We start from the raw sequence: 12,100 nt of genomic DNA, 5'->3' as shown, positions 1-12,100 counted from the left end.
GAGTACCGACACGGGCACGTCCGTCCAGGGAGGTGTCGCCGTGGCTGCACGGCGCCGACGAAGGAGGAACCCAGATGTACGAACCGGACGAGTCACCGTCAGGCCGGACCTCCGTCCGTCGCTGGCCGGTGAGGAGCGTCCCGCTGCTCATGGTGGTCGCGACGGCAGTGGCGCTGATCGCCCAGTCCGCATTGGCATCGCCCACCATGGGCCAGCGCGCGGCCGCCATCGGTGGTGCCGCCCACCGCGACGACCCGGCGACGCCGCCGGACGGCATGACCTGGATCGAGGGAGTCATCACCGACCAGGCAGCGACCGGCCAGGACAACGTCAACGTGGAGGCGTGGGCGAACGACGCCTCCGCCACGGCGCCGGCCGCCTCGGCCCTCACCTACGGCGGCGACCCGAACGACCCGGCGTCGCTGCACGGGTTCTTCCTGCTCGAGGTCCCCAGCGACCACGCCTTCGTGATCACCTTCTCCACCGTCAACGGTCAGGAGGACGGCGACCCGTTCCGGATGAAGAAGTACGGCAACGGGCTACCCGTCATGTTCCGTCCGGCCTCTCGTGCCGCCGGCCGCATCCGCGACCTCGGCACGATCGCACTCGCTCGGCAGGGCACGGTGGTCTCGTCGACCAAGGCGAGCCTGGGCAAGGGCAAGGTCACGCCGTCGAAGCGGGCCACCCTCAAGGTGAAGGTCGCCAGCCCGTACGTCTCCGACGTGGCCGGCCGGATCGCGGTCCGGGTCGCCGGCCGGCGGGTCGTCACGAAGCTCTCGAGGAGTGAGCACGGGACCACGACGCTGCGGCTCCCCCGCCTCAAGCACGCGGGTGCCTTCAAGGTGCACGCGACCTTCCTGGGGAGCGGCACGGTCAAGCGGTCGTCGGCCAAGGCGGTCAAGCTCCACGTGCACGCCCACAAGTAGGCGTTGTCCCCGGGTCGCGGCGCCGAAACCCCGTCAGCCGCTGGGGTCGTAGAGCTGGAGGATCAGCTGGTCGGCGTGCTCCGCGAGCTGGTGCGTGCTCGTGCCGAGCTGCTCGCGCAGCACGTCGTCCGGGTCGGCGCCGGGTCGTCCCATCGCGTCGAGCAGCCGCCAGGGCGCGTCCTCGCCGTACGCGTCCGCGAGGTACTCCACCGCCCACCAGGACAGCCCGTAGTGGGCCTCGGAGTCCTGGTCGTTGAAGGAGGCGTCGTCGGGCAGGTCGGCGGCGCCGTTCTCGGCGGCCACGACGGCCGCCTCGGGGATCCGGCGGTCCTGCGGAGGGAGCGGCCGGACGGACACGTACTCGGCGAGGCCCTCGGAGAGCCAGACGGGCACCCGGTCGTCACGGGTGCCGACGGCGACGTGCGTGAGCTCGTGGCGGACCAGCCGGTCCCGCTCGCGACCCGGCTGGTCGAGCATCCGCGGGTTCAGCGCGAAGCGGGTGCTGCCGCCGACCGGGAACGCCACCGCGTCGAGGTCCTCGGGGTCGTCACCCGGCACGTCGTGCAGGCCGTCGAGGAACGTCGGGTCGGACAGCGCGTAGAGCACCACCGAGCGGCTCCAGTCGTACGGCACCTGAGCGGACACGGACGCGATCGCGCTCTCGACGGACGAGATCAGGGCCGGCGCCGCGTCGACGCTGCCGGCGTCGAAGACGCCGAGGATGCCGCTGCCCTGCTGCACCTGCACCGGCCCGAGGTCCCACGGCTGCGGGTCGCTGGGGTCGACAGCGATCAGCAGGAACCGTCCGGGGTGCCGGTCGGCGGCCCGGAACTCGAAGCGTTCCGCGCTGCTCACGGGCGCGTCGTCGTACCCGTCGAGCTGGAGCACCTCGGCCGCGGTGACCGAGTAGCTGTCCCCGTCGCGGACCAGGGTGCCGGGGTCGACGTGGTAGCGGAGCCTCGCGATCGGCAGCTGGGTGAGGTTGCCGAACCAGGTGCGCTGGGCGTCCCGGAACGCGCGGTCGCCGCCCACCAGGCGCGTGAACGCCGCGTCGTCGGCGCGGCGTACGACGCGGGCACGCGAGTCGAGGGCGCGGCCGATCGCCTTGGCGACGTCGTGCGGTGGCGCGCTGGGGTCCTCGGAGTCGTCGCCCGAGGAGCAGCCCGCGAGCGCCGCGACCACCAGGGCCGCGGCGAGGACGAGGCTAGGTGATCTGCTCGACATCGATCGGAGAACGACCTTCTGCGAGGGAGGTCATGTCCTCCACGATGCCGAGCGCCAGGGCCTGGGGGGTCAGGCCGATCCGCTCGAGGATCGCGTCGCGCTTGGCGTGACCGAGGAACTCCTGGGGGATGCCGTGGAGGCGGAACGGCGTGTGCACGCCGGCCGCGTTGAGCGTCTGGAGCAGAACCGCACCACAGCCGCCGGTCTCGCCGTTGTCCTCGATGCTGACGACGAGCCGGTGCTCACGGGCGAGGTCGAGGATCGCCGGGTCGACCGGCTTGACCCAGCGCGGGTCGACGACGGTGACGCCGATTCCCTGGGCGACGAGCCGCTCGGCGACGCCGACGGCCACGGTCGCCATCGCCCCGACCGCGACCACGAGCACGTCCTTCGGTCCGTTGCGCACCAGCACGTCACAGCCGCCGGCCTTGCCGACAGCGTCGATGTCCGCGGGCGGCGGGCCCTTCGGGAACCGCACCACGGTCGGTGCGTCCTCGACGTCGACGGCCTCCCCGAGCAGCTCGCGCAACCGGGTCGCGTCCCGCGGCGCGGCCAGCCGCAGCCCCGGCACCACCTGGAGGATGGACATGTCCCACATGCCGTTGTGGCTCGCGCCGTCGTCTCCGGTCACGCCGGAGCGGTCCAGGACGAAGGTCACGCCGCACTTGTGCAACGCGACGTCCATCAGCACCTGGTCGAACGCGCGGTTGAGGAAGGTCGCGTAGAGCGCGACCACCGGGTGCAGGCCGCCCATCGCGAGGCCGGCCGCGGACGTCGCGGCGTGCTGCTCGGCGATGCCGACGTCGAAGGTGCGCCCCGGGAAGGTGGCCTGGAACTTGTCGAGGCCGACCGGGTGCATCATCGCCGCCGTCATCCCGACGACGTCGGGACGGCGGTGGCCGATCTCGACGATCGCGTCGGCGAAGTGGTCGGTCCAGATGCGGCCCTTCGGCTTCTCCGCGCCGGTCTGCACGTCGAACGGGCCCGGACCGTGGAACTGGTCGGCCTCGTGCCGCTCCGCCGGGTCGTAGCCGTAGCCCTTGCGGGTCAGCGCGTGCACGATCACCGGGCCGTTGAAACGCTTGGCCTGCGCGAGCACCTGCTCCATCGCGGCGCGGTCGTGGCCGTCGACCGGGCCGACGTACTTGAGGCCGAGGTCCTCGAAGAGTCCCTGCGGCGCGAGGGCGTCCTTGAGGCCCTTCTTCATCGCATGGAGGGCGTCGTACGCCGCGGGCCCGACCCCGGGCACGGCGTTCAGGCGGCGCTTGACCATGTCGAGCACGTGCTCGTAGCGCGGGTTGGTGCGCAGGGCGGTCAACGCGTTCGCGAGGCCACCGATCGTCGGGGTGTACGAGCGGCCGTTGTCGTTGACCACGATCACCAGCTTGCTGTCGCTGGCCACCGCGATGTTGTTCAGCGCCTCCCAGGCCATGCCGCCGGTGAGCGCGCCGTCCCCGACCACGGCGACGACGTGCCGGTCCTCGCCGCGGATCGTGTACGCCTTCGCGAGTCCGTCGGCGTAGCTGAGGGCGGTGGAGGCGTGGGAGTTCTCGACGACGTCGTGGTCGGACTCCGCCTGGCTGGGGTAGCCGCTGACCCCGCCCTGCTGGCGCAGCTTCTCGAAGCCGGCCTGGCGCCCGGTGAGCAGCTTGTGGACGTAGGCCTGGTGACCGGTGTCGAACACGATCCGGTCGCGCGGGGAGTCGAAGGTGCGGTGCAGCGCCAGCGTCAGCTCGACCACGCCGAGGTTCGGGCCGATGTGGCCGCCGGTGCGCGCGCACGTGGTGATCAGGAAGTCCCGGATCTCGCTCGCGAGCGCGTCCAGCTGCGCATCGTCGAGGTCGCGCAGGTCGCGTGGCGACGTGATCGAGTCCAGGGTGCCCATGGTGGCTGAGTCTACGGGCTCAGAGGTCGACGACCGCGACCGCGGGCTCGTGCAGGCTGCCGAGCCAGACCCGGCCGTCGTGCTCCCGCACGCCGGTGACCATGTGGTAGTCCGTGCCGGGCAGGTCGAGGTCGTGGACGAGCGTGCCGGCGTCGTCGTACGCCTGCGCCCGGACGGTCCGCTTCGGCTTGGGCTGGAGCCGCTCGGGGATCCTCGTCACCGCGCGGCGCACGCGCCCCGGCGAGCGCTGGAGCCGCTCGACGACCGGGTCGCGGGGGCTGGCGATCGAGACCCAGACGAGCCCGTCGCTCCCCCGCGCGATGTTGTCGGGGTAGCCCGGCAGGTCGGTGACCAGGAAGTCGCGGGTGCCCGCCTTCGGCCCGGTCAGCCACCACCGGACCACCGTGCGCGCCCCGGTCTCGGCGACGGCGACGTACGACTCGTCGGCGGCCAGCGCGACCCCGTTGGCGAACGCCAGCCCGTCGATGACCACCTCGGGCACGCCGTCCTCGCCCATCCGTGCGAGCCGGCCGGTGCGGGTGTCCTGGACGAAGTCGTCCTTCCACTGCTCGATCCCGAACTTCAGCGACGAGTCGGAGAACCACACGGTCCCGTCGGAGGCGATGGCGGCGTTGTTACAGAACATCATCGGCGCTCGACCGATCCGGTCGGTCACGGCCTCGACGCCGCCGGTGCGGACGTCGACACGGAGCACGCCCCGGTGCGCGTCACAGACCAGCAGCCGGCCGTCGAGGTCGATCTCGATGCCGAGCGGGCGGCCCCCGGTGTGCGCGACCCGGTCGACCCGGCCCGCGTCCTGCGAGACCCGGAAGATGCTGCCGTCCTCGGTGCCGGTGTACACCGAACCGTCGGCGGCCACGACGACGTCCTCCGCGCCGGAGCCGGGGACAGGGATGACGGTGAGGTCGCTCATGGGGTCATCAGAGCAGCCAGCGGACCCCGGCTCAAGCAGCTGAGCTCCAGCTGTTGGCGGCGAGCGCCTGCCCGGCTGATCGCGAGGCGGGGCGAGTGTCCGGCACCTGCACGGCCCGCCATGCGATCGCCGTTATGCTCGATCGGCGGGCGGTCCGCCCGATGTTCTGACGATGGGTCTCTCAGGGTGATTTCGCGGCGACGCCTCCTGGCGTCCGGGTTGGCGGTCCCGGCCGCCTGCGTCGGGTGCGACCAGGCACGACCTTCCGGTTCGGCCACTCGCCCCGGCGGGGCACCCGTCGCGACCTTCGTCTCGACCCCCGACCTGTTCAACGGGGACGTCGGTGACCTGACGACGTTGCCGACATGGGACGGTGGTCCGAACTCGATCAACGAGTCATGGGAGCTCGCGATCGACAAGTGCCTGGGCGCGCTGGCGTCCCACGATCCGCAGGCGGTGCTCGTCGCCGGCGACCTGGTCGAGGGCCGGTGGAACCTGGACACGACGGATCGACGCCTGTTCGGCGAGGTCAGCCAGGGGACCGACGCCGACAGCCTCCGGCGGTGTCGCGAGGCCATCACCGCTGCCGGTGGCGTCTACTACGGTCACTATCGCGAGATGTTCCGCAGTCGCGGCCTCCGGCTGCTTCCGGCGGTCGGCGACCACGAGCTGATGGATGACCGGAGCGGGCCGCTCAACGACCGCTGGTCCCCCGGCGGACGGATCCTGGCAGGGCAGCACGAGGGTGAGCCGGACAACCGGTACTACCTCGTTCCACATGCAAAGGCAGTGTGGGCCGACCACTTCACGAAGACGCGCGGCGGGCACCCCCGCTTCGGGATGCGTCCGACCCGCAGCGCCGCTGAGTCGACGGCGTACGCCGTCGACATCGGACCGAAGCTGCGCGTCATCACGGTCGACGTCTTCACCCGGACGCCGGGCGGTGTACGCCTCGGCGTCTTCGGGAAGCAGCTCGAGTGGGTGCGCCGGACCGTCCGGGCCGCGAAGCGGCAGGGACGCGTGGTCGTCGTCCAGGGCCACATCCCGTTGATAGCTCCGTACCGGACGCTGGCGACGGGCAACCTGCACGCGCCCGAAGGCCGGAACTCGCCGCTGTACCGGGCGCTCGTCGATGAGGGAGCGGACTTCTACTTCTCCGGAGAGGTGCACGACACCACGGTGATCCGACCGCACGCCCGAGGTCCGGTCCAGATCAGCCACGGGTCGATCTTCAGGTATGCCTTCAACTTCCTGGTCGGTCAGGTCTTCGCGGACGGGACGACCGAGCTCGACTACTACGAGATGTCGGTCACGAAGGCGAGCCACGCGCGCACGTTGTGGTCGACCGACGAGGCGAAGTGGCAGCGCACGGAGCTCGAGTACGGCGACCCCATCCACCGCGGACGACTCCTGTACCGGTCGGGCAAGGTCCTGCAACGCACCGAGAAGCTCGGCCACTACGACCCGGCTGAGGACGACTGGAAGTACGAGGGCAACCTCCACCCCGAGCTGGTGTGACGCCGGCCACCCGTCCTGAAGGACGACGCCGGGGTCGCCGACGGCCCATCAGAGCAGCGAGCGGACCACCAGCACCACTGCCGACGCGCCCGAGACGAGCAGCACGGCGCCACGCACCCGGTGGGTGGGGAGCAGCCGCCGCAGCGGCGCGCCGGCGACCACGCCCAGCACGATCGCGGGCAGCAGCAGGCCCGCGACCGCGACCTGGTGGCGGTGCAGCTCGCCCGAGAGCGTGAGACCGATCAGGCTGATCGCGGCGCCGACCACGAAGTACACGGCCATCGTCGTGCGGATCTGGCGCGGCGGCCGGTGCTGGTAGAGCAGCGCGAACGGCGGCCCGCCGATCGACGTCGCCGTCCCGGTGACGCCGCCGACGAACCCGGCGGCGCCGAGCGTGCCGCGGTTGACCGGGACCTCGACGGCGTGCCAGGTCAGCAGCACCGCGAGCAGCACGATCGTCCCGATGAACACACCGAGCTGGTCGGCGGAGAACGTCGCGACCACCCAGACCCCGATGCCGGTGCCGAGCACCCGGGACGGGAGTGACCAGGTGAGGCCGAACCAGTGGATGTCGCGGCGCTCCTCGACCAGCGTGATGATCGGCAGCACGAACGCCAGCGAGATCAGCACGCCCGGCATCAGCTGCGGCGCGAGCAGCGTGATCACCGGGGCCGCGACCAGCCCGATGCCGAGGCCGACCACCGCCTGCACGGTCGAGCCGAGCAGCACGGCGAGGAAGACCAGCGCGAACACGCCCGGGTCGAGGCCACCGGTCAACCGAGGAGTTCCTCACGCAGGTCGCGGTACTGCGCGGACGCGACGAACTCCGGGAGCATCCAGCGCGCGAGGTCGGTGAGGTCGAGACCGAGCATCGCGGCCGGGTCGACGAAGACGATCTGGCGCCCCTCCCCGACCACCACGTCCGTGTCGGTGAGGTCGACCCCGGCGTACCAGATTGAGAACGACGCTCCGTAGCGCCGCGGCTCCCGCCAGAGCGTCAGCGCACCGGCGGGCAGGTCGATGCCGGTCTCCTCGGCGAGCTCGCGGTACGCCGCCGTCTCGAACTCCTCGCCGGGCTCGACGTGCCCGCCGACCAGCCCCCACTTCTCCGGGGCGATGGCCGCGAGCTCGTCGCGTTCCTGGAGGAGCAGCCAGCCGCGGGGGTCGACGAGGATGACGGACGCGAACCGCTGCACACGTGTCACGCTAGCGGCATGCGCCTCGTGGCCCTGGTCCTCGCCCTGGCCCTGCTCTCCCCCGCCGCGCCGGCCGCCGCGCGGGTGCCCGACGGGCTCGAGGTGACCGGGTGGGTCCTCCTGGGCACCGGCAGCACGGTGGTCGCGCGGAACGCCGGCGGGCTGACGACCCTGAGCGTCGCCGGCGTGTCGGTCACGGCGTCCGGCGGTGGCGTCGCGCGCCCCGGACGGGACCACGAGCGCTTGCTGGCGACCGCGCACCGGCACGGGCTGGCCGCCGAGCTGCTGGTCAGCAACTACAGCAACCGGAGCGGTGACTTCGACCCGGTCCGGCTGCACCGGCTGCTCTCGAGCGACGCGCGGATCCATCGCGTCGCCAGCCGGCTGGCCGGGTTCGTCGCCGACCAGGGCTGGGACGGTGTCAACGTCGACCTGGAGCGGGTCCGGGCCGCCGACGGCGACGGGCTCGTGCGGCTCGTCGAGGAGCTGCAGGACGCGATGCCGGCCGAGCGGACCGTGTCGATCGACATCAGCGCGGCCACGTCGGTCCGGGCGTACCGCGACCGCGGCTATCGCCTGGCCGGCCTCGCCGCGGCGGCGGACGTCGTCGACGTGATGACCTACGACCTGCACGGCCCCTGGTCCGGACCCGGACCGGTCGGCGCCCTGGGCTGGCAGCGCGACGCGCTCGACGCGCTGCTCTCCGTCGTACCGGCGGGCCGGGTGCAGCTCGGGGTGGCCGGCTACGGCTACACCTGGCCGCGGCGCGGCACCGGCCACGCCGTCACCGACCGCGGTGCGCGCGCCCTGGTGCACCGGGACGGCGCCACCGCCCACTGGCGTCCGGGCCCCGGCGAGTGGACCGCGACGCTCTCGAACGGCACCCGGCTCTGGTGGTCCGACCGCAGGTCGTACGCGAGGCGCGTCGCGCTCGCCCGTGAGTACGGCGTCCGCGGCCTGGCCGTGTGGCGGATCGGTTCCGCGGACACGCTGCGCTGAGCGCCCCTATCCTTCCCGCATGCGGATCGGCGTGCTCGGCACGACCGTGGCCTCCGACTCCTCCGGCCCGGTCGGCCTCGGCGGTCCCAAGCAGCGCGCCCTGCTCGCCGTCCTGGCACTGCACCGCGGCCGCGCGGTCGCGGTCGACACCCTCGCCGACGTGGTCTGGAACGGCACGCCGCCGCCGGGCGTCTCCGGCACCATGCAGGGGTACGTCGCCGGGCTGCGCCGGGCACTCGAGCCGGACCGGACCGCGCGCGGCGGCGGCACCCTGCTGGTGACCGAGCAACCCGGCTACGCGCTGCGGCTCCCCGAGGCGGACCTGGACGCCACCGCGTTCGAGGCGGCGGTCGCGTCCGCCCACACGGCGGTCGCTCCCCTGGCCGACGCGCTCTGCCGCGGCCGGGCACTGCATCCAGGCGCAGCGGACGCCGGCGGCCTGGACGCGCTGCACCGCGCCCTCGAGGACGCCCTCGCGCTCTGGCGCGGCGTGCCGTACGCCGACCTCGGCGACTCCCCGGCGGCCGAGGCGGAGCGCGCCCGGCTCGAGGAGCTGCGGGTGCTCGCGAGCGAGGACCACGCCGCCCTGGGCCTGCTGCTCGGCCTGCACGCCACCGTCGCCGCCGCGCTGGACGCGCTCACCCGGGAGCACCCGCTCCGCGAGCGGGCCTGGGCGCTCCGGGCCCTCGCCCTCGCCGGGTCGGGCCGGCAGGCGGACGCCCTGGCGGTGCTCCGCCAGGTGCGCGACGTGCTCGACGAGGAGCTGGGCCTCGAGCCCGGCCCGGAGCTCCGGGCGGTGCAGACCGCGGTGCTGCGTCAGGAGACCGGGACGCCGGTCCCCGAGCCGGCGCCCGCGCCCCCGCCCGCGGCGACCGAGGAGGCCGCGCCCCTGCCGTTCCCGACCTTGTGGGGCTGGTCTCTGGCCGGCCGCGACGACGAGCTCGCGGCCCTCAAGGGGCTGGTGGACAGCACCGTCGCGGGCACCGGCGGCGCGCCGGCGTTCGCCGCGCTCACGGGCGACCCCGGCATCGGCAAGAGCCGGCTGACCATCGAGGCGGCGACGTACGCCGCGGAGCAGGGCATGTCCATCGCCTGGGGCCGGTGCTCCCAGGACGACGGTGCACCGGCGCTGTGGCCGTGGGCGACGGTCCTGGAGCGGCTCGGCTCCGAGCTGCCCAGTGGTGGCGCGGACGCCGACAGCGGCGCGGCGTTCCAGGCCTGGGAGGTCGTGGTGGACCGGGTCCTGGCCGCGGCCACGGCCGGCCCGCTGATGCTCGTGATCGACGACCTGCACTGGGCGGACACCTCCAGCCTGCGGGTGCTCCGGCTGCTGACCGAGGCTGCCGTCGCCGAGGGGCCGGGGCCGCGGCTGCTGGTCGTCACCACCTGGCGCGAGCACCCGCCACCGGACGGGGCGCTCGCCGAGGTCGCCGAGGCGCTGGCTCGCAAGCACGCGCTCCGGCTCCAGCTGCGCGGCATCTCGGCGGCGGCGACCGCGCAGCTGTTCGGTCAGATCTCCGAGGCGGAGCCGACCGCGGAGGAGACCGAGGCGCTGCGGCGGCGTACCGAGGGCAACCCGTTCTTCCTCGTCGAGTACGCCCGGCTGGCCCGCGACCGCGGGGACCTCGGCGCGCTGCTGTCCGAGGCCCAGCCGCCGGCGGCCGTGCACGAGGTGCTGTCGCGCCGGCTCGCGACGCTGTCCGACGAGACCCGGGAGGTGCTGCGGTCCGCGAGCGTGATCGGCCGGATCTTCGAGCTCGGCACCCTCGCCGCCACCGCCGGCACGGACGAGGACGCCGTGCTCGACGCGCTCGACCCGGCCCTCGCCGCGGGCCTGGTGGACGAGGACGGCGTGGACCGGTTCCGGTTCACCCACGCGCTGGTCCGCGACACCGTGCTCTCCGGCCTGCCCGCGTCCCGGCGCGCACGGGTGCACGCCCGCGCGGCTGCTGCCTTCGACGGCCGGGCCGGCCACGAGGCCGAGACCGCCCGGCACTGGCTCGCCGCCGGGCCCCGCCACCTCGGCGACGCCTGGCCGGCGGCCCAGGCCGCGGCGCGGAGCGCGACCGAGGTGTTCGCGTACGTCGAGGCGCTGGAGATGCTCGAGCACGCGCTCCGCGCCCAGGACGCCGACCCCGGATCGGACGACTACGCCCGCTTCGATCTGCTCACCGACCTCGCCGACGTGCTGCGCCGGGCGGGTCGCTGGATCGAGCTGCGTGGCGTCACCCACGAGGCGGTCGAGGTGGCCGACGACCTCGGCGACCTGGAGCTGCTGATCCTCGCGGGAGTCATGACCAGCACGGGCGCGCTGTGGCAGGCGGCCGCGCACGCCGAGGTCGACCCGCTGGTGGTCGACGCCCTGCGCCGGGCGCTGGACCGGCTCCCGCCGGGTGACGACCCGCGGCGCTGCCGGACCATGCTGGCGCTGGCCGGCGAGATCTACTACGGCTCGACCCCGCAGGAGCGGGAGGCGCTCGCCGACGAAGCGGTCGCGATGGCGCACCGCATCGGCGACCCCGAGCTGACGCTCGACGCGTGCCTGAACGCCGCCATCGCCGTCTGGCGCGGCGGCACCGCACGGTGGCGCCTCGACCTCACGACCGAGGCGGTCGCCATCGCCCGCGAGCTCGGCGACGGCGTCAGCCTGGCCTCGGCGCTCACCCTTCAAGCGGTCGCCGCCGGCGAGCTCGGCGAGCTCGCGATCATGGACGACGCGATCGCCGCCGGCCGCGCCGAGGCGGACCGGCTGCGACACATCTACGCGCAGCTGGTGCTCGACTCCCTCGAGGTGTCGTGGTGCGCGATGCGCGGCCGGTTCGACGAGGTCGAGAAGCTCATCGAGCACATGCGGGGCATCGGCGAGGTCGTCTCGATCACCGGGTACGCCGAGTCGGTCGCCGGGGCGCTGCTCATGCTGCTGCTGTGGCAGGGCCGCGACGAGGAGCTCGCCGCCGCGATGCTGTCGATGGAGGGCCAGACGTTCCTCCCCATCGCCACCTCGATCGTCGCCATCCAGTGCCGCACCGGCCACGTCGACGACGCCCGCACTTGGTACGACGCGCACCGCGACGACGTCACCGCGGCCATGGACAGCAACACCTGGTACTCCCCCATGGCCTGGAGCATGGGCGCCGAGACCGCCTGCTACCTGGGCGACGCCGAGCTCGCCGCGACGGCGTACCAGCTGCTCAGCGACCTCGCCGGCCGCCCCGCCTGTGCCGGCTCCGGCACCGCGATCGGCCCGATCGACATGTTCCTCGCGATGGCCGCGCACGCGACCGGTGAGGACGACCTCGCCACCAGGCACGCCGACCGCGCGCTGGAGCTCTGCGACGCCTGGGACGTGCCGCTCGCTGCGGACTGGGTCCGCCGCGAGCGAGCGACGTTCGGCTTCTGAGCGTCGGTCTGGGCGCGC

9 protein-coding genes are annotated in these 12,100 nt (G+C 73.5%); 4 read left to right on the top strand and 5 right to left on the bottom strand.

The window, feature by feature from the left end; translation table 11 throughout:
- Nucleotides 1–74 precede the first annotated feature (74 nt).
- Complete coding sequence (locus N538_RS0115730; protein ID WP_028638075.1) at nt 75–926, top strand: hypothetical protein; 852 nt, start codon at nt 75–77, stop codon at nt 924–926.
- A gap of 33 nt (nt 927–959) precedes the next feature.
- On the opposite strand, the gene N538_RS0115725 is transcribed toward N538_RS0115730, so the two are convergent.
- From N538_RS0115725 to N538_RS0115715, 3 genes are read right to left on the bottom strand one after another with little or no spacing between them, the layout of a single operon-like run.
- Nucleotides 960–2,150 (bottom strand): hypothetical protein, encoded by a 1,191-nt coding sequence (locus N538_RS0115725; RefSeq protein WP_155992140.1) that lies wholly within the window; start codon nt 2,148–2,150, stop codon nt 960–962.
- Entirely contained in the window at nt 2,131–4,035 is a 1,905-nt protein-coding gene (gene dxs / locus N538_RS0115720; RefSeq protein ID WP_028638073.1) for a 1-deoxy-D-xylulose-5-phosphate synthase, read from the bottom strand. Before dxs ends, N538_RS0115725 begins: the two co-directional genes overlap by 20 nt.
- 19 nt (nt 4,036–4,054) lie before the next feature.
- A complete protein-coding gene (locus tag N538_RS0115715; protein WP_028638072.1) occupies nt 4,055–4,969 on the bottom strand; it encodes an SMP-30/gluconolactonase/LRE family protein in 915 nt (304 codons plus the stop codon).
- Between the two features lie 186 nt (nt 4,970–5,155).
- Here N538_RS0115715 and N538_RS0115710 point away from each other — a divergent pair, with 186 nt between their 5' ends.
- Nucleotides 5,156–6,487, top strand: coding sequence for a metallophosphoesterase family protein (locus tag N538_RS0115710; RefSeq protein WP_197025361.1), 1,332 nt, complete (start codon nt 5,156–5,158; stop codon nt 6,485–6,487).
- Between the two features lie 48 nt (nt 6,488–6,535).
- Here N538_RS0115710 and N538_RS0115705 read toward each other — a convergent pair whose 3' ends face one another.
- Both N538_RS0115705 and N538_RS28585 read right to left on the bottom strand, forming a co-directional pair.
- On the bottom strand, nt 6,536–7,264 hold the full coding sequence (locus N538_RS0115705; protein ID WP_231496242.1) for a sulfite exporter TauE/SafE family protein: 729 nt from the start codon (nt 7,262–7,264) through the stop codon (nt 6,536–6,538).
- Nucleotides 7,261–7,683 carry an NUDIX domain-containing protein gene (locus N538_RS28585; protein ID WP_051549344.1) on the bottom strand — a complete coding sequence of 141 codons (423 nt, stop codon included), beginning with the start codon at nt 7,681–7,683 and terminating at the stop codon, nt 7,261–7,263. Before N538_RS28585 ends, N538_RS0115705 begins: the two co-directional genes overlap by 4 nt.
- 18 nt (nt 7,684–7,701) lie before the next feature.
- On the opposite strand from N538_RS28585, the gene N538_RS0115695 reads away from it, so the two are divergent.
- Together N538_RS0115695 and N538_RS0115690 are read left to right on the top strand one after the other, a co-directional pair.
- Nucleotides 7,702–8,682: a glycosyl hydrolase family 18 protein gene (locus N538_RS0115695; protein WP_028638068.1), complete on the top strand. Its 981-nt coding sequence runs from the start codon at nt 7,702–7,704 to the stop codon at nt 8,680–8,682.
- Between the two features lie 19 nt (nt 8,683–8,701).
- Nucleotides 8,702–12,082 carry a BTAD domain-containing putative transcriptional regulator gene (locus N538_RS0115690; protein WP_028638067.1) on the top strand — a complete coding sequence of 1,127 codons (3,381 nt, stop codon included), beginning with the start codon at nt 8,702–8,704 and terminating at the stop codon, nt 12,080–12,082.
- Nucleotides 12,083–12,100 lie beyond the last annotated feature (18 nt).

It is taken from the genome of Nocardioides sp. URHA0032 (assembly GCF_000620645.1).
Taxonomy (GTDB): Bacteria; Actinomycetota; Actinomycetes; order Propionibacteriales; family Nocardioidaceae; genus Nocardioides.
This window is presented reverse-complemented; position numbering and strand designations above follow the sequence as displayed.

Bases quoted from the DNA above. Each gene is read 5' to 3' on its own strand.
- N538_RS0115730 (WP_028638075.1), top strand. From the start codon at position 75: ATGTACGAACCGGACGAGTCACCGTCAGGCCGGACCTCCGTCCGTCGC.
- N538_RS0115715 (WP_028638072.1), bottom strand. From the start codon at position 4,969: ATGAGCGACCTCACCGTCATCCCTGTCCCCGGCTCCGGCGCGGAGGAC.
- dxs (WP_028638073.1), bottom strand. From the start codon at position 4,035: ATGGGCACCCTGGACTCGATCACGTCGCCACGCGACCTGCGCGACCTC.
- N538_RS0115690 (WP_028638067.1), top strand. From the start codon at position 8,702: ATGCGGATCGGCGTGCTCGGCACGACCGTGGCCTCCGACTCCTCCGGC.
- N538_RS0115695 (WP_028638068.1), top strand. From the start codon at position 7,702: ATGCGCCTCGTGGCCCTGGTCCTCGCCCTGGCCCTGCTCTCCCCCGCC.
- N538_RS0115725 (WP_155992140.1), bottom strand. From the start codon at position 2,150: ATGTCGAGCAGATCACCTAGCCTCGTCCTCGCCGCGGCCCTGGTGGTC.